Genomic DNA, 17054 nt, shown 5'->3' on the forward strand with positions numbered 1-17054 from the left:
TCAGCCTAGACGCCGCTCGCGCGCCCCTTTCTTCCGGCGAGCGGCCCGCGACTCCGCGGCAGCGCCCCCGGCCGGGACGAGAGCCTCCCCCACGAAGCGACGAACGGCGAGGACCAGCGGCGAGCGCGGAGCCACCTCGGCGATCGGCTGCGACGCGAGGATCGCGGCATCCGCCGACCGGCCGTCGGGCGGGAAGAACCACACCTCGCCGATGCCGCCGAACCGGTCGAGGGTCCGCCGCACCTGTGTGCGCGCGTCGAGCCCTAGTGTGCCGGCACGGAGCCGGTTGGCCACCACCCGGATCGGAGTGGCCCCGATCGTGGCCCGCAGCTCTGCGTGCGCACGGAGGAACCGCGCGATCCCGATCGGGTCGGCGGCGGCCACCGCGACCACGACGTCGGCCGCACGCAGCGCGGCGATGGTCGCGGCGTTGCGGCGCGGGCCGTCGAGGTCGCTGACGATCTCTTCGTCGCGCTCGAGCGACGACGCGACATCGACCACGACGAAGTCGGCCCAGTCCCGGCAGACGGCGAGGGCCCGCCCGACCCGCGCGTCACTCAGCTCCGGCCACCGCGAGGGGCGGTTGATCCCGGTGAGAACGTCGACGCCCGTGCGGCCGAGGGGCTCGCTGATGCGCGTGAGCTCCCGGACGTCGAGTCCGCCGAGCTCGGCCTGACGGCAGGCGGCGGCGAACCCGGGCCCCTCGTCGGGCAGCCCCAGCGCCAGGGCGAGGGACGGCGCGTGGGTGTCGGCGTCGACGAGCCCCACATGGCGGCCGCCGCGCGCGAGCTCGACGGCCAGTTCGACCGCGACGGTCGAGCGGCCCGGCGCTCCCGCGGGTCCCCACACCGCGACGACACGCGGGTAGGGTTCGCCCGGGGCCTTCGCGGCGGCGTGGGCGGGGACGGCCCGGAGCACCTCCGACAGCCGCCACGGTTCGACCTCGCGCTGCTGAGCCCGCTCCAGTCCGAAAGCCGCGGCGAGGCGCACGTCGGCGTCGGCGGCGCACAGGGGGACGATGCGTGTGCCGGCCGTGTCGCACAGCGAGACGAGCTCCGAGGTGAGGGTGTCGCGCCGCACCTCGAGGAGGACCGCGTCGGCCAAGGACACCGCTTGGAGCACGGCGTGAGCCTCGGCGCCGAGGACGGCCTCGCCCGCCACGAGCGCCGGCAGGACGGCTGCGGTGGTGTGGACGATCTCGTGCCCTTCGCCGGCCAGTCCGGTCGCGAATGCCGCCGGATCGTCCACCGCGACGAAGACCCTCACGAGCCGTCGCCGGAAGCCGGGACGATCGAGACGAGGGACTCGTCCGCCGTCGCGGCGAGGACGTCCGCCACGTCGGCGCGCGGGATCACGAGTTCCAGCGACGCCGACCCGCCGCCGAGCATCGAGCCGTCGCGTTCGACCGAGACCACGGTCGCATCGGCGACGAGGATCCGCGGCTGGTCGTACTCGCCCGACTCGACCAGGGGCGCGGCCCAGATCTCGACGGTGCTCCCCGCCTCGACGGAGGCCGGCACATCGACCGCGCTGCGCAGGACGACCCGCGTGGTGCGGCTCTCGGACCGATCGCCGACCGATTCGCGCGGCACCAGCTCGCCCGCGAGGATCGTGCGGGTCGCGACGAGTCCGGTGCGCCAGCGCGGGGGCGTGAGGTAGGCGTCGCCGGTCTGCCCGAGTCCCACCTCCACCGCGCGCAGATCTGACTCCGCGATCGGCTGTCCGGGCACGATCGTGCGCGCCGCCGCGTAGGCCGGAGCCGTCTGGCGCGCCGACGAGACGACGAGCCAGACACCGGCCACCGAGGCGATGATGAGCAGGATGCCGAGGAAGAAGCGCGCGTCGCCCCAGAAGGCTCGGCGAGGTCGACGAGAGGTGTCGGCGAGGGTCATGGCACCATGGTGGCGCAGAGCGCGCATGCGCGCGTTTCGTTGTCCACAGGCCACCCGCCCCGCCACCGCCCCGGTGGGGACGGGTCCATAATGGGTTGATGCCCGGGATCCCGACTGCGGACGCACGCCTCCTCGCCCCCGCCCAGGTCGGCGAGGTCCTCGGTCTCCCGGTCGACGAGGTGATGGCTCTCGTCATGGAGGGTCGTCTCCGAGGGGTGCGCGTGGGCTCGCCGGCGCGCTGGCGCGTCGACGAGGCGAGCGTGTCGGACTACCTCGACGACCAGGCAGAGGAAGCGCGACGCATAGCTCTGTGGCGACAGGCGCAGCACGCCAGCTTCCCGGAACTGTGGGGCGCGGGGCCCGTGCGGCACGCGGACTGACCGCTCGTCACAGCACGGCCGAGGCTCCGTCGACGCGAACCCACGAGATCGCCGCGAACGGGACCACGCGATAGCCGGTGACGGCATCCGTCCGCCGAGCGGCTCCCGCATCATGCAGGGCGAGATCGAGGTGATCCGCCCCGGCGCGGTCGATGGTCCCGGTCAGCGATCGGCCGACCGTCAGCCGCACGGAGACGCCCACCCGGCGCCGAACGAGGTCCCTGAGGACGTACCCGAAGGTGAGCCGCGCCGAGAGCAGCGAGGGCGCCTCCCCCGGCCGCGCCGTGTGGACGAGCTCGCGATGGGGCAGCGCGACGCTCACCACGCCGGAGAGCGGAACGAGGATGACTCCGCTTCGCCCCTCCTCGGGAGCGAGGGCGACGCAATCCCCTCCGATCCCGCCGACGCGCGCGCGCAGGACCGTCCCATCCGAGAGCTCGAACACCGCGGTCGCAGCCCCCGCGGTCGCGAGCCGGGAGAGTCGGTCGCGCAGAGAGAGCTGCGACAGACGGAGTCGTTCGGCCTCGGTGTCGAGTGCGGCGCGCTCCGCCTCCCATTCCGAGACGAGCTGCACCTCCAGGTCGTCGAACAGGCGGTCCCATCGCATGCCGCGATGCTAAGACACTCTTCCCCCCGGACTGCGGATTCATCCACACCCTCATGCTGAAATTTCTCATTTCGGTTGGTATGTGGTCTACTGTGCGAACAGGCATCGCACACGAGGTAGGCACCATGGCAACGCAGCCCCCGGGCTCCGCGCCCGCACGCCGGGCGCCCGAATCCGTCATCGAGCTCTCGCGGTTCTTCGCGCCCCAGCGCACGCCGACGACGTCCCTCCCCGAACCTGAGACGTTCGTGCGCAACATCACCCGGGGTGTCCTGGAGGTTCTGGCCGGGGTGCGCGAGGTGGAGCAGCTCGCACGGTGGCTGACCGAGGACTCCTACCGCAAGCTGCTCACCCGCGCGAATCTCGCCGCCCGGGCGCGCAGCGCGCGGGGTGTGGCGGCCCGCCGGCCGGTGCACCAGATCCTGTCGGTGCACATCTCCTCGCCCGCTGACGGCGTTGTCGAAGCGGTCGTCATCGTGCGCGGTCCGGCGCGGACACGCGCCGTCGCATCGCGCCTCGAGGGACGGGACGGCCGCTGGCGCGCGACCTCGCTCGCCCTGCTCTAGTCGGCGTCTATGAGCTCGAGGAGTGCCTTGCAGGCGTCCCGGATCTCGGTGTGATCGAACTGGCCGGCACGGCTCTCGGCGGCGATGACGCCCGCCCGATGCACCTTCCGGAAGTCGCCGATCGGGAACGACCAGGCCTTCTTCGTCTCGCGGTCGGCCGATCTGTCCACGCCGAGGTGCCAGTGTCCGTACTCGGTCCAGCCCTCTCGTTCGATGAAGGCGTTCTCCTCATCGGCGGTGGGCGCCGCCTCGGACCAGTCGTCCCGCTCATCCTCGACGACGTCGCCCGCGCGGATGAGGGCGCGCGCGTGGCGGAGAGCCGGCTGATTCAGTTCGATGGCCATGCCGCGAGCGTAGGAGCGCGTCGAGCGCCGCGCGAGGGGTTGACGGATGCCACGCCCCCGCTCCGGATCACTGCCGGTACGACGACAGGAAGTTGCCGAGCCGCTCGATGGCCTCGGTGAGGACGCGGGCCTCGGGCAGCGTGACGATGCGCAGGTGGTCGGGAGTCGGCCAGTTGAAGCCGGTGCCCTGGACGAGCAGCACATGCTCGGCGACGAGGAAGTCGTACACGAGCTTGGCGTCGTCGCGGATCTCGTGGACCTCGGGGTCGAGCCGCGGGAAGGCGTACAGCGCACCCTGCGGCTGCACGCACGAGACGCCGGGAATCGCCTCGAGCCCGCGCCAGGCGGCGTCGCGCTGCTCGTGGAGACGCCCGGACGGACCGACGAGGGCGTCGATCGACTGGACACCGGACAGCGCCGCCTGCACGGCGTGCTGGGCCGGCACGTTCGGGCAGAGGCGCGTCGAGGCCAGCAGAGTGATGCCCTCGAGGAATCCCGAAGCGTGCGACTTCGGGCCGGTGATCACGAGCCATCCGGAACGGTAACCGGCGACGCGATAGGTCTTCGAGAGCCCGTTGAAGGTGAGCACCAGCAGGTCTGGGGCGACCGAGGCCATGGGGATGTGCACGGCGTCGTCGAACAGGATGCGGTCGTAGATCTCGTCGGCGAGCACCAGGAGCGAGTTCTCCCGCGCGATCTCGGCGATCCCCTCCAGCACCTCCCGCGAGTACACGGCACCGGTGGGGTTGTTGGGGTTGATGACCACGATGGCCTTCGTGCGGGGCGTGACCTTCGCCCGGATGTCGTCCAGGTCGGGCTGCCACCCGTTGTTCTCATCGGCCCGGTAGTGCACCGGGGTGCCGCCGCCGAGGCTCGTCATCGCGGTCCACAGCGGGTAGTCGGGAGCCGGGATGAGCACTTCGTCGCCCTCGTCGAGCAGGGCCTGCATGACCATCGTGATGAGCTCGGACACCCCGTTGCCGAGATAGACGTCGTCGGGGCCGAACGACGGAAAGGTCGGGTCCTCCTCGTACCGGTAGACGACGGCGCGCCGCGCCGACATGATCCCCCGGCTGTCGCTGTAGCCGTGCGCGTGCGGGACCGCCTCGATCATGTCGCGCACGATCTGGAACGGCGCCTCGAAACCGAAGACCGCCGGGTTGCCGGTGTTGAGCTTGAGGATGGTGTGACCCTCGTTCTCGAGCCGGTCGGCCTCGACCAGGGCCTGCCCGCGGATCTCGTAGAGGACATCCTTGAGCTTGCTGGACTGGTCGAGCGGGCGGAGAGGGGCCATCGGCCCAGGATATCCGGGGTGCGTGAGGGCCAATGGACGGCGCGTGGCACGCCCGGCGAAGGAGATCGATCTCCGCCGGGCGTGCGCCGTCGCTACTTCTTGCGCTGCTCGGCAGCCCGGCGCTGGGCTCGGTTCAGCGGGGCCTGCTGCGGAGCGGGGGCCGCGGCATCCGTCCGCTGTCCGAAGGCACCGCGCTGCGGCTCGGCTGCGGGCGCGGCGGCGGGCTGAGCGGATGCCGCGGCCGCCGCCTGCCGGAGGCGGTTGGTCGCCGCCTGCTGCACCTGACCGCGGTCGTTGCGGACCTCGACCTCACCCGCGTCGTTGGCCGCGGAGTACTCGAGGCGCTGCCCCTCGACGGGCTGGGCGCCGAGACCCTTCGCCTCGACCTGCGCCTCGCCCTCGCCCTGGCGGCGCACCTCGACCTCGAGGTTGTAGAGGTAGCCGACCGACTCCTCCTTGATCTGGCCCATCATCGCCTGGAACATCTGGTAACCCTCGCGCTGGTACTCGATGAGCGGGTCGCGCTGGGCCATGGCACGAAGGCCGATGCCGTCCTTGAGATAATCCATCTCGTAGAGGTGGTCGCGCCAGCGGCGGTCGAGCACCTGCAGCACGACGCGACGCTCCAGTTCACGGGTCGCCGCGGTGCCCAGCGTCTGCTCGCGCTTGTCGTACGCGATCCGCGCGTCCGAGAGGATCTCGCGCTTCAGGCCCTCGGCCGTGATGCCGCCCTTGCGGCCCGCCGCCTCGGCGACGACCTCGTCGATCGTGACGCCCACCGGGTAGAGGGTCTTGAGCTCGGTCCAGAGCGCGTCGAAGTCCCAGCTCTCGTTGTGACCCGAGCCGGTGTGGTCGTCGATGACGGCGTTGATGGCGTCTTCGATGAAGTGCTGCACGCGGTCGGCGATGTCGTCGCCCTGGAGGATGTGGCGGCGGTCGGAGTAGATCGCCTCGCGCTGGCGGTTGAGCACGTCGTCGTACTTGAGGACGTTCTTGCGGATCTCCGCGTTGCGCGCCTCGACCTGGCTCTGCGCCGACTTGATCGCCCGCGTGACCATGCCCGACTCGATCGCGACGTCGTCGGGGAAGTTCGTGCGCGCGAGGATGGCCTCGGCGGCGCCGGACTGGAAGAGCCGCATGAGATCGTCGGTCAGCGACAGGTAGAACCGGCTCTCACCGGGGTCTCCCTGGCGGCCGGAGCGACCGCGCAGCTGGTTGTCGATGCGCCGCGACTCGTGCCGCTCGGTGCCGAGGACGTACAGCCCGCCGGCCTCGACGACCTTCGTGCTCTCTTCGGCCACGCGGTCGCGGACGGTCTCGTAGACGGCGTCCCACTCGGCCTCGTACTCGTCGGGAGTCTCGACGGGGTCGAGACCCTTCGCCTTCATCTCCTGCACGGCGAGGAACTCGGCGTTGCCGCCGAGCATGATGTCGGTGCCTCGACCGGCCATGTTGGTGGCGACGGTCACCGCGCCCAGACGGCCGGCGCGGGCGACGATCTCGGCCTCGCGCGCGTGATTCTTCGCGTTGAGGACCTCGTGCTTGATGCCCTTCTTGGCGAGGAGCCGGGACAGGTACTCGCTCTTCTCGACGCTGACCGTTCCCACCAGGACCGGCTGCCCTGCGGCGTGGCGCTCGGCGATGTCTTCGACGACCTGTGTGAACTTCGCCTGCTCGTTCTTGTAGACGAGGTCGGGCTGATCCTTGCGGATCATCGGCTTGTTGGTCGGGATCGGCACGACGCCCAGCTGGTAGGTCGACATGAACTCGGCCGCCTCGGTCTCGGCCGTACCGGTCATGCCCGCCAGCTTCTCGTACAGGCGGAAGTAGTTCTGAAGCGTGACCGTGGCGAGCGTCTGGTTCTCGGCCTTGACCGGCACGCCCTCCTTCGCCTCGATCGCCTGGTGGATGCCCTCGTTATAGCGCCGGCCCACGAGGATGCGGCCCGTGTGCTCGTCGACGATCATGACCTCGTCGTTCATGACGACGTAGTCGGTGTCGCGCTTGAACAGCGCGAGCGCCTTGATGGAGTTGTTGAGGAACGAGATCAGCGGCGTGTTGGCGGACTCGTAGAGGTTGTCGATGCCGAGGTAGTCCTCGACCTTCTCGATGCCCGGTTCGAGCACGCCGATGGTGCGCTTCTTCTCGTCGACTTCGTAGTCGACGCCGGCCTCGAGCGTGCGGGCGATCTTGGCGAACTCCATGAACCACCGGTTCGCCTCGCCCGACGAGGGACCCGAGATGATGAGCGGCGTGCGGGCCTCGTCGATGAGGATCGAGTCGACCTCGTCGACGATGGCGTAGAAGTGACCGCGCTGCACGAGGTCCTCTTTGCGCCACGCCATGTTGTCGCGCAGGTAGTCGAAGCCGAACTCGTTGTTCGTGCCGTAGGTGATGTCGGCGTTGTACTGCTCGCGACGCACCTCGGGAGTCTGGCCGGCGACGATGATGCCGGTGGTCATTCCGAGCGCGCGGTAGATGCGACCCATCAGCTCGGCCTGGTAGGAGGCGAGGAAGTCGTTGACGGTGACGACGTGCACGCCCTTGCCGGCGATCGCGTTGAGGTACACCGGGAAGGCACCGGTGAGCGTCTTGCCCTCACCGGTCTTCATCTCGGCGATGTTGCCGAGGTGGAGGGCGGCGCCGCCCATGATCTGCACGTCGTAGGCGCGCTGCCCCAGGGTGCGCTTGGCTGCTTCGCGGACGGCGGCGAACGCCTCGGGCATGAGCTGGTCGAGCGTCGCGCCGGAGTGGAAGCGGGCCCGGAGCTCGGCCGTCTCGCCCCGCAGCTCCTCGTCGGTGAGGTGGGCGTAGTCCTCTTCGAGGGCGTTGACGGCCTTGACGACCTGCTGCAGCCGCCGGAGGATGCGACCCTCGCCGGCGCGAAGCAGTTTCTCGAGGGGGTTGGCCACGGAGTGTCTCCATCTGTCGGGTGTGGCGCGATGGCGCCGGTGCCGCCCGGGCTCGGGGGCCGAGGCATACCTTCCCATGTTATCGGGCCGTGACCTTGGCGTGCGCTGGGTGTGAGCGGGGTCCGGCACCGCCTTCGGGGATCGGGGTTTCCCGGCATCCATATACTCGGCATGTACTCACCCGGGGTGCGGTTGGGCAGGAGGATGCGATGTCGGTGAGGCAGAGCCTGCTCGCCATCCTCGATCAGGGCCCGTGCTACGGCTATCAGCTGCGGGCCGAATTCGACCGGCGCACCGGCTCGACGTGGCCCCTCAACGTGGGACAGATCTACAACACCCTCGAGCGCCTGGAACGTGACGGCCTCGTCGTCAAGAGCGACGCGGACGAGCACGGGCACGTGTACTGGGAGATCACCGTCGCGGGCTCCGTCGAGGCCCGCCGGTGGCTGACGGCTCCGGTCGAGCGGGGCCCCGGAACGCGTGACGAGCTCGCGATCAAGCTCTCGCTGGCGGCGACGCTTCCCGGCGTCGACGTGGCGGAACTCCTCCGCGCCCAGCGCCGGGTCGCCGCGGAGCGTCTCGAGTCCCTGCGCGCCGCAACCGCCTCCGCCGGCGACGGGACGACCCCGGAGGCGCTCGCGCGAACGCTCGTGTACGACTCGACGGTGTTCGCCGCCGAGGCCGAACTGCGGTGGCTCGACCACGTCGAACGGCGCCTGGCGCAGCATCCGGATCATGCGATGTCGCTCGAGCTGTCGACCGAGCGGCCCCGGCGGGGGCGACCCGCGCGGACGTGACGGGGACGGATGCCGCGGCCGAGGCGTCCTGTCGACTCCCAGGCGGCACGCACTACCCTTAAGCGTGACCGAAACCGACTCCCCGATCGAGGCCGAGGCTCCCTCCGAGCCCGCCGAGATGACGTTCTCCGACCTCGGATTGGGCGATGCGGTGCTCAAGGCGCTCCGCGACGTCGGGTACGAGACCCCGTCCGCCATCCAGGCGGCGACCATCCCCACGCTCCTCGGCGGCCGGGACGTCGTCGGCCTCGCGCAGACCGGGACGGGCAAGACCGCCGCCTTCGCGCTGCCCATCATCGACCGCCTCGACCTGTCGCAGAAGAACCCGCAGGCCCTGGTGCTCGCCCCCACGCGCGAACTGGCGCTGCAGGTCTGCGAGGCGTTCGAGAAGTACGCCGCCCACCTGAAGGGCGTCCACGTCCTCCCCGTCTACGGGGGCCAGGGCTACGGCGTGCAGCTGTCAGCCCTGCGGCGCGGCGTGCACATCGTCGTCGGCACCCCCGGTCGCATCATGGACCACCTCGACAAGGGCACGCTCGACCTGTCGGAGCTGCAGTACCTCGTGCTCGACGAGGCCGACGAGATGCTCAAGATGGGCTTCGCCGAGGACGTCGAGACGATCCTCGCCGAGACCCCCGACACGAAACAGGTCGCGCTGTTCTCGGCGACCATGCCCGCCGCGATCCGCCGCATGTCGAAGCAGTACCTGCACGACCCCGAAGAGATCACCGTCAAGGCGAAGACGACGACGTCCGCCAACATCGCGCAGCGATACCTGATCGTGTCCTACGCGCAGAAGATGGACGCCCTCACGCGCATCCTCGAGGTCGAGAACTTCGACGGGATGATCGTGTTCGGCCGCACCAAGAGCGTCACCGAGGAGATCGCCGAGAAGCTGCGGGCACGCGGGTACTCGGCCGCCGCGATCAACGGCGACGTCGCACAGGTGCAGCGCGAGCGCACCGTGAATCAGCTCAAGTCGGGCAAGCTCGACATCCTGGTGGCCACGGATGTCGCGGCCCGCGGCCTCGATGTCGAGCGCATCTCTCACGTGGTGAACTTCGACATCCCGACCGACACCGAGTCGTACGTGCACCGCATCGGCCGCACCGGCCGAGCCGGCCGCTCCGGTGACGCGATCAGCTTCGTCACCCCCCGCGAGCGCGGGCTGGTGCGGGCGATCGAGCGCGCGACGCGGCAGGAGCTGACCGAGATGCAGCTCCCGAGCGTCGACGAGGTCAACGTCACCCGCCTCTCGCGCTTCGACGACCGCATCACGGCGGCCCTCGCCGAAACCGACCGCATCGAGGGCTTCCGTGACATCGTCGCGCACTACGTGCGGCACCACGACGTCCCCGAGGTGGACGTCGCCGCCGCGCTCGCCGTGGTCGCGCAGGGCGACTCGCCGCTCCTCCTCGAGCCCGACCCCGAGCCGGCCGAGCGGCCGCGACGGGATCGCGACGACCGGCCGGGCCGCTTCGACCGCGACGCCGGCGACCGGCCCGAGCGCCGTCCCCGTCACGCGCGCGAGGGGATGGCGACCTACCGCATCGCGGTCGGCAAGCGGCACCGCGTCGAGCCGCGCCAGATCGTGGGCGCCCTCGCCAACGAAGGCGGACTGCGGCGCGACGACTTCGGTGCGATCCAGATCCGGCCCGACTTCTCGCTGGTGGAGCTTCCGGCCGACCTGCCCCGCGGCACCATCGACCGCCTGTCCGACACGCGCATCTCGGGCCGCCTCATCGAACTCCGACTCGACACGGGCGGGCCGTCCCGACGCCGCGACGACCGGGATCGCGGCCCGGAGCGCCGCTTCGAGTCGGACGACCGCAAGGCGCGCAAGCCGCGGCACCGCGACTGACGCCGGGACGGGGGCGCCGACGGGCTCACGGCCGTCTCGGGGCGACCGCCCGTAGGATCGATGCATGGCCGGATTCTGGGGCAGACGCAAGCGCGAGCAGGAAGAGCTGGAAGCGCAGGACGCCGATCTCGCCCGCCGGGCGCGCACGGCGCTGGTGGAGGCCGATGAGCGCATCCGCGTGACCACCGACGAGCTCGCGTTCGCCGAGGCGGAGCTGGGCGTCGAGCCCACTCGCGAGCTGCGCGACGCGCTCGACGCGGTGCGGACGCACCTCGCCGAGGCCTTCCACCTGCACCAGCTCAACCACGACGAGATCCCCGACACCCCCGAAGAGCTGCGCACCCGCAATGCGCGCATCGTGCAGCTGTGCGACTGGGCGCAGGATCTGCTCGACGACCGCACCGAGGCGCTCGCGGCGCCGATCGAGCGGGCCCGCCGGGCTCCCGAGATCATCGCCGGAGTGCGGGCGGATGCCGTTCGCCTGCGTGCCCGACTGCCGCAGGCCCGCGAGACGATCCAGCGCCTGGCCGCCCGGTACTCCGCCGAGGCGCTCGCCCAGGTCGAGGCGAATCCGGCCGAGGCCGAGCAGCTGATCGGATTCGCCGAACACAGCGCCGGGATCGCCGAGCGCCGCCGCGAGGCGGGTCAGCGCGAGCAGGCGAACCTGGCACTCGAGGCCTGCGCCGAGGCCGCACGTCGCGCGGCCACGCTCATCGACGCGGTCGAGACGTTCGAGGTCGAGGCGCTGCGCGCCGAGTCGACGCTCTCGGCGATCGTCGAGGACTCCCGCGAAGACATCGCCGTCGCACTGCGCGAGCCGCACTCCCCCGGCGTGAGCGCCGCGATCTCCGAACTGCAGGCGGCCCTCGCGTCGCTGCCGGCAGCGGGCGTCAACACCGACCCGTTCACGCAGCTCTCACGACTGCGCGCCGCCAACGCGGGACTCGACGAGGCGATCGCGAAGGCCCGCGAGCGCGCCGCGCGGCCGATCCCGCCGCTCGAGCACGTGCGTCATGCCATCGACGACGGCGACCGGCAGCTGGCGGTCGCCCGCGACGTGATCGCCGGGCACCGCGGGTGGATCGGAGCGGATGCGCGCACCCGCCTGGCCGAAGCGGAGCGCATCCGGATCGACCTCGACCGCTACCTCGGCACGTCCGCCAGCGCCGCCACCGTCATCGACGAGGATCACCGCGAGCAGGCGATGGCCATGGCGCGGCGCGTCGCCTTCCTCGCCGGCGAAGCGCTTCAGCTGGCGCAGCGCGACATCGACTCGTCGCGGCCGCAGAACGGCCCCGACGGCTGGGGCGGACCGCAGCAGGGATGGGGCGGCGGGCGCCGCAGCGGCGGCGGCGACCTCATGGGCGGCATCCTTGGCGGTCTGGTCATCGGCAGCATCCTCGACGGATTCATCGACTGACCGAAGCCCCGGCCGCGGAGCGCGACCGGGGCCTTCCCCCTTCGGGTCGCTAGGCGACAGCCTCCGGGGCGGTCTGGGTCGTGAGCGAGATGACCCCGTAGTCCCAGCCCTTGCGGCGGTACACGACACTGGGGTGGTCGGTGCGGGCGTCGACGAACAGGAAGAAGTCGTGGCCGACCAGCTCCATGCGGTCGACCGCCTCCTCCACCGACATCCACTCGGGTTCGAACTGCTTCGTGCGGATGACGACGGGGGTGTAGCCGTCCTCTTCCTCGTTCCCGGTGACGATCGGGATCTCGCCGGTCGCGACGGCGCGGAGCACGTCGGCGGACGCGGGCTGCACATCGATGCCCTGGAGGGCGCCGCTCTCCTTGTCGAGCTTGGCGCCCCGGGGATGGTTGCGGGAATCCACGCGCTTGTCCTTCGCGCGACGAAGCTGCTCGCACAACTTGTCGACCGCGAGATCGAGCGCGGTGAATTTGTCACCGTCAGTGGCCTCGGCCCGAACGATCGGGCCCTTTCCGGTGAGGGTCAGTTCGACCGTGTCGTCTTCTACGCGGCCGTTGTGGTACGCGCGGTGCGTGACCTTGACGTCCACGCGCTGGGCGCGCGGAGCGAGGTGTTCGATGCGGGCGGCCTTGTCTTCGACGACCGAGCGGAAGCGATCCGTGATCCCCACTCCCACGCCGACGATGCTGGTTTCCATCCCTGACCTCCTTGTTCCGGTCCTCCCGGCCAAGGGCGGACCTTCAGTCGCCTTGTGCCCCCAACGGTAGCCCGGCACCTCGCGACTGTCACCTGTGAGTTTCGATGGAGACGCCGCCGCGATGCCCGCCGTTCATCCGCAGCGGCGTCACGGCGGCGGTCGCCGCGCCGACGACCTCCGCGCCGGCCTCGCGCAACGCGCGGACCGCCTCGGCGAGGCTGGCCCCCGTGGTGAGCACGTCGTCGACGACGATGACCGGCTGGGCCGCGGCATCCGTCGTCGCCCGCAGACTGTTCGCGACGTTGCGGCGGCGCTCGTCGCGGTCGAGGCCGCGCTGGTCGGCGGTGCGCCGCGCGGTCTGCAGGAGGCGGCGCGCGCGCCTGCCGGTGCGCGCGGCGAGGAGATCCGGGACGCGGTAGCCCCGACGGCGGTACGACGCGCGCGACGTAGGGAGAGGGACGAGCACCGCGTCGTCCCGCCCCAGACGCGAGGCGGCTGCCGCGAGCGCGGGGGCGAGGGAGCGCACGAGCCCCGTGCGCCCCTCCTCTTTGATCGCCCGTACGACGCGAGCCGCGACGCCGTCGAAGGGAAGCCCGCTCCAGACGGTGACGGCACCGCCCGGGGCGTCGAGGACGCGGGGCACGGGTCGGGGCTCGAGCGCGGCCGCGCACGACGGGCAGAGCACGACATCGGGCGCGTCGCAGCCCGCGCACGCGACGGGGAGCAGCAGCGCCAGCGCGTCGCCGACCGCCGTGCGCACCACCTCTGACGCTCGGAACCGGCTCATGAAGACACGCTGTCAGCTCGCGGCACGAGCGCGGGCCCCTCGACAGAGTTCAGTGGCCGGAGTGGTCGCCCCGGGGTGCTGGGGAGGAGCCGCTACTCGGGGGTGCCCTGCTGGGTGGCGAGCAGCAGCACGCCCGACGCCGTCGGCTGCCACGTGGTGCCCCGCTTGACCGACAGGGTCCCGTCCTCCCCGCGCAGGCGGACGCTCGAGAGCGTCGTGCCTCCGGCGATCTCGACCATGCCCGCCGCAGCGCTCTGCGTGGATGACGTACCGCCCACGACCTGCTCGAGGACGGTCGACCCCTCCGCATCGCCGGAGAGGACGCCGACCGACAGGTCGTCGAGCCACGCGAGTCCGCGCGCTCTGCCGTCGATCAGGCTGAGCTGCACCGGCGCGCCCAACCGGATCGGAACCTGGTCGGGATCTCGCACCACGCCGGCGACCCACAGGGCCGTCCGGCCCCCGGCGGTGACCACGGCCGCCACCCGGGCGCCGTCCCGCGAGACCGACATCGCGTGCACGACCGTCGCGCCGGCGAACGCGTCCGCCACGTCGAGCGGCGCCGTGTCGCCCGCCAGGAAGACCCGGACCGCGGCGGGCTGCTCGCGCGGCACCGACCACACCGTCCCGAACGGGTCGATCGTCGGGTCCACGAGGCCCTCCCGGGTGTCGAGCACCTGGTACCGCCCGTCATCGAGGAGCCGGACCGCTTCTCCGCCGGTCAGGCGTGCCGCGGCCGCCGCACGGTCCGCGCCGACCTGGACCGCCGCCGGCGAGAGCTGCTCCACGATCTGCGACAGACCCTGGATCGGCTCCAGCGCCTCGCCGGTGAGGAAACCGAAGCCGTCCTCGGTGAGGACGAGCGGCGCGCCCGGGATCCTGGTGGATCGGACCGCGACCGGCTCGGCGGCGATCGGCGCCGACTGCACCGTCAGCTCGACGTCCGAGACACCGGCGGTCGCGAGGCTCGCCTGCAACTGCGTGTAGATGCGATCGAGCGTGGCGGAGTCGGCCGAGAGCGCGGAGGCCGACAGGTCGATGTCGTACGCGTCGCCCTGCTGCCGCACCGCCGCCACCATCGCGACGCCCTCCGGCACGGCCGACTTCACCGACTCGGCCAGCCACGCACTGGGGGTTCCGTTGACGAGCCGATCGGCGATCTGGCTGGGCGCATCGGTGGTGGGGAACCACCGGGCATCGGGGACCAGGAACTGCCACGACGGGTCGAAGTACATCAGCGAGTAGTTGTGGAACACCCGGGGGAACTCCGCGCGATCCAGCACGACGCCGTCGGGCGCCGCGCGGATGCGCCACTCGCCGTCCACCTGCTCGAGCTCGAAGGGGAGCTGCCGCTCGGGGATCTCCACGCGCTCATAGGTGCCGTTGTCGTCCACCGTGCCGACGGCGCTCAGCGTGAGCGCCACCAGTCCGTCCTCGGGCTGGGTGTACACCCGGTCCTCGAACTCGTCGACCGTGACCCCGGCACCCGGGTCCCACACACCGGCGAACTCCGGCGTGAGGAACTCCCGCGCACGGTCCCATCGCGCCCGCGCGCCCGGTCCGGAGCCGGCGCGGATGAAGCCCTCCACGATCTGCTCGGGCGTAGCCCCCGGCTGCGGTCTGTCGGGCAGCAGGAACGACACGTCGTCGGAGTCGGGCGCGTCGGACGTGCTCAGCCCGTAGTTGACCTTGCCGCTGGTCGGCAGGCCCGAGCATGCCGCGAGCGCCAGGGCGAGCACGCCCACGAGCAGGGCCAGGATGCCGCGCCGCCGGGTCATTGCGCACCGCCCCGGGCCGTGGCATCCGCCGCGTCCGCCGCGGAGCGGGGAAGCGTGATCGGCTGGGTCAGCCCCAGGTCGTCCATCGACGCGATCGAGTCGTCACCGGGGTCGAGGGGGATCGGCGACGGGCCCGACAGCCGGCCGCTCTTGCGGGGAAGGGTCAGGACGAAGTTCGTGCCGCGGCCGAGCTCGGACCACACGCCCAGCTCTCCGCCGTGCAGCCGGGCGTCCCCGAGCGCGATCGACAGCCCGAGACCCGTGCCCCCGATCGTGCGGGTGCGGGACGGATCGGCGCGCCAGAAGCGGTCGAAGACCCGCTCGACCTCGTCGGGCTTCATGCCGAGACCGTAGTCGCGCACCCCGATCGCCACCGCCTGCTGGTCGCTGTCGACCGTGACGACGATGGGCCGCCCTTCGCCGTGCTCGATCGCGTTGCCGAGGAGGTTGCGCACGATGCGGCGGACCCGGCGCGGGTCCATGTCGACCGGCGAGTAGCCGCCCGGCGCGACCAGCCGCACGTCGGTGCGATGCTGCTCGGCGAGCTGCTCCATCGATGCGATCACGTCTTCGGCGAGGTGCGCGAGGCTCGTCGGCTCGAGCTCGAGTTGCACCGAGCCGGCGTCGTACCGGCTGATCTCGAGGAGGTCGGTGAGCAGCGTCTCGAACCGCTGCACCTGATTGTTGAGCAGCTCCGCCGCGCGCGCCGTCGCGGGGTCGAAGTCGTCGCGCTGGTCGTTGATCATGTCGGCGGCGAGCCGGATCGTCGTGAGCGGCGTGCGCAGCTCGTGCGACACGTCCGACACGAACCGCTGCTGCACCAGCGAGAGGTCGGCGAGCTCCTTGATCTGCGACTCGATGCTGTCGGCCATCGCGTTGAACGACCGGCCGAGGGTGGCCAGCTCGTCCTCGCCGCGGACGGGGAGGCGCACGCCGAGCTCGCCGGCGGCCAGCCGTGCGCTGGTGTCGGCCGCCTCGCCGATCGGGGTCGTCACGGAACGGAGCACGAACCACGCGATGCCGCTGATGAGCAGCACGAGTCCGATGCCCACGATCCACAGCGTCCCCTGCACGAAGCCGAGGGTCTGGGGCGCGTTGGCCAGGTCGTAGGCGAGGTAGAGCTCGTACGGGCCGACTCCGGGGACGTCGAGCTGCTGACCGACGACGATCCCCGGGATGCTGGATCCGTCCTCGGCGGTGAGGGCCACCGACTGCCACACCTGACGGTCGTCGTTCGCGCGGACGCTCTCACGCAGTCCCGGGGTCAGGAGCTCCTCGAAGCCGAGATCCGACGTGAAGTCCTGCGGCGCCCCGGGCGAGGGCGGCCCGATGCGGAACACGGCGTACGCGTCGGCCGCCGACTGCTGGTTGAGCGTGGTCTGCACGAGACCCATCGCGTTCTGCAGCTGCACGTCGTCCTGCGCGGTCGCACTGTCGAGGGTGACCTGCGCCGCCGCCGTCGCCCGCTGCGCGTTGAGGAGCACCTGGTCCTTCCGCGACACGAACAGGTCGTTCTGGATCGCGAGCGCCATCCACACGCACGCGACGATCACCGCGAGGGCGGTGAGGCCCAGGGTGACCATGATCGTGCGGAATCGCAGCGACCTGCGCCACAGCGCGGTGACGTTGCCGGGCCAGGTGCGCCAGTCGCGCCATCCCGTCAGCGGCGTGCGGGTCGCCGTCACCCCTGTGCTCGGGGCTGCCATCCGG

At 71.4% G+C, this 17054-nt stretch carries 15 protein-coding genes; 5 read left to right on the forward strand and 10 right to left on the reverse strand.

Annotated elements, in window-relative coordinates; translation table 11 throughout:
- Together ACFUTX_RS12605 and ACFUTX_RS12610 are read right to left on the reverse strand one after the other, a co-directional pair.
- Nucleotides 1-1266 (reverse strand): CpaE family protein, encoded by a 1266-nt coding sequence (locus tag ACFUTX_RS12605; RefSeq protein WP_378865012.1) that lies wholly within the window; start codon nucleotides 1264-1266, stop codon nucleotides 1-3.
- Nucleotides 1263-1892: an SAF domain-containing protein gene (locus ACFUTX_RS12610; RefSeq protein WP_378865015.1), complete on the reverse strand. Its 630-nt coding sequence runs from the start codon at nucleotides 1890-1892 to the stop codon at nucleotides 1263-1265. Before ACFUTX_RS12610 ends, ACFUTX_RS12605 begins: the two co-directional genes overlap by 4 nt.
- A 98-nt stretch (nucleotides 1893-1990) precedes the next feature.
- Here ACFUTX_RS12610 and ACFUTX_RS12615 point away from each other — a divergent pair, with 98 nt between their 5' ends.
- The gene (locus ACFUTX_RS12615; RefSeq protein WP_378865018.1) at nucleotides 1991-2272 is read left to right on the forward strand and encodes a DNA-binding protein; all 282 of its coding nucleotides are present in this window, start codon (nucleotides 1991-1993) and stop codon (nucleotides 2270-2272) included.
- A 7-nt stretch (nucleotides 2273-2279) separates the two neighbouring features.
- Here ACFUTX_RS12615 and ACFUTX_RS12620 read toward each other — a convergent pair whose 3' ends face one another.
- On the reverse strand, nucleotides 2280-2879 hold the full coding sequence (locus tag ACFUTX_RS12620; RefSeq protein ID WP_378865021.1) for a hypothetical protein: 600 nt from the start codon (nucleotides 2877-2879) through the stop codon (nucleotides 2280-2282).
- Between the two features lie 125 nt (nucleotides 2880-3004).
- On the opposite strand from ACFUTX_RS12620, the gene ACFUTX_RS12625 reads away from it, so the two are divergent.
- Nucleotides 3005-3445: an Rv3235 family protein gene (locus tag ACFUTX_RS12625; protein WP_378865024.1), complete on the forward strand. Its 441-nt coding sequence runs from the start codon at nucleotides 3005-3007 to the stop codon at nucleotides 3443-3445.
- Here ACFUTX_RS12625 and ACFUTX_RS12630 read toward each other — a convergent pair.
- The 3 genes from ACFUTX_RS12630 to secA all read right to left on the reverse strand — a co-directional run bounded on the left by ACFUTX_RS12630 (nucleotide 3442) and on the right by secA (nucleotide 7995).
- Nucleotides 3442-3789 (reverse strand): hypothetical protein, encoded by a 348-nt coding sequence (locus tag ACFUTX_RS12630; RefSeq protein WP_378865027.1) that lies wholly within the window; start codon nucleotides 3787-3789, stop codon nucleotides 3442-3444. The two genes, ACFUTX_RS12625 and ACFUTX_RS12630, sit on opposite strands and share 4 nt — an antisense overlap.
- Before the next feature lie 67 nt (nucleotides 3790-3856).
- Nucleotides 3857-5083, reverse strand: coding sequence for a pyridoxal phosphate-dependent aminotransferase (locus ACFUTX_RS12635; protein ID WP_378865030.1), 1227 nt, complete (start codon nucleotides 5081-5083; stop codon nucleotides 3857-3859).
- A gap of 92 nt (nucleotides 5084-5175) precedes the next feature.
- Nucleotides 5176-7995, reverse strand: coding sequence for a preprotein translocase subunit SecA (gene secA, locus ACFUTX_RS12640; RefSeq protein WP_378865032.1), 2820 nt, complete (start codon nucleotides 7993-7995; stop codon nucleotides 5176-5178).
- A gap of 209 nt (nucleotides 7996-8204) precedes the next feature.
- On the opposite strand from secA, the gene ACFUTX_RS12645 reads away from it, so the two are divergent.
- The 3 genes from ACFUTX_RS12645 to ACFUTX_RS12655 all read left to right on the forward strand — a co-directional run bounded on the left by ACFUTX_RS12645 (nucleotide 8205) and on the right by ACFUTX_RS12655 (nucleotide 12073).
- The gene (locus ACFUTX_RS12645) at nucleotides 8205-8792 is read left to right on the forward strand and encodes a PadR family transcriptional regulator (RefSeq protein ID WP_378865035.1); all 588 of its coding nucleotides are present in this window, start codon (nucleotides 8205-8207) and stop codon (nucleotides 8790-8792) included.
- A gap of 118 nt (nucleotides 8793-8910) precedes the next feature.
- A complete protein-coding gene (locus ACFUTX_RS12650; protein ID WP_378865339.1) occupies nucleotides 8911-10653 on the forward strand; it encodes a DEAD/DEAH box helicase in 1743 nt (580 codons plus the stop codon).
- A 64-nt stretch (nucleotides 10654-10717) separates the two neighbouring features.
- Nucleotides 10718-12073 (forward strand): hypothetical protein, encoded by a 1356-nt coding sequence (locus ACFUTX_RS12655; protein WP_378865038.1) that lies wholly within the window; start codon nucleotides 10718-10720, stop codon nucleotides 12071-12073.
- A gap of 49 nt (nucleotides 12074-12122) precedes the next feature.
- Here ACFUTX_RS12655 and hpf read toward each other — a convergent pair whose 3' ends face one another.
- The 4 genes from hpf to mtrB all read right to left on the reverse strand — a co-directional run bounded on the left by hpf (nucleotide 12123) and on the right by mtrB (nucleotide 17050).
- Nucleotides 12123-12779 carry a ribosome hibernation-promoting factor, HPF/YfiA family gene (gene hpf / locus ACFUTX_RS12660; protein WP_378865041.1) on the reverse strand — a complete coding sequence of 219 codons (657 nt, stop codon included), beginning with the start codon at nucleotides 12777-12779 and terminating at the stop codon, nucleotides 12123-12125.
- 88 nt (nucleotides 12780-12867) lie between these two features.
- Nucleotides 12868-13566: a ComF family protein gene (locus ACFUTX_RS12665; protein ID WP_378865044.1), complete on the reverse strand. Its 699-nt coding sequence runs from the start codon at nucleotides 13564-13566 to the stop codon at nucleotides 12868-12870.
- Nucleotides 13567-13658: 92 nt separating this feature from the next.
- Nucleotides 13659-15344 carry an LpqB family beta-propeller domain-containing protein gene (locus ACFUTX_RS12670; RefSeq protein ID WP_378865047.1) on the reverse strand — a complete coding sequence of 562 codons (1686 nt, stop codon included), beginning with the start codon at nucleotides 15342-15344 and terminating at the stop codon, nucleotides 13659-13661.
- Entirely contained in the window at nucleotides 15341-17050 is a 1710-nt protein-coding gene (gene mtrB, locus ACFUTX_RS12675; protein ID WP_378865050.1) for an MtrAB system histidine kinase MtrB, read from the reverse strand. Before mtrB ends, ACFUTX_RS12670 begins: the two co-directional genes overlap by 4 nt.
- Nucleotides 17051-17054: the final 4 nt, after the last annotated feature.

The organism is Microbacterium sp. NPDC057407, from assembly GCF_042803895.1.
In the GTDB taxonomy this organism is placed as follows: Bacteria; Actinomycetota; Actinomycetes; order Actinomycetales; family Microbacteriaceae; genus Microbacterium.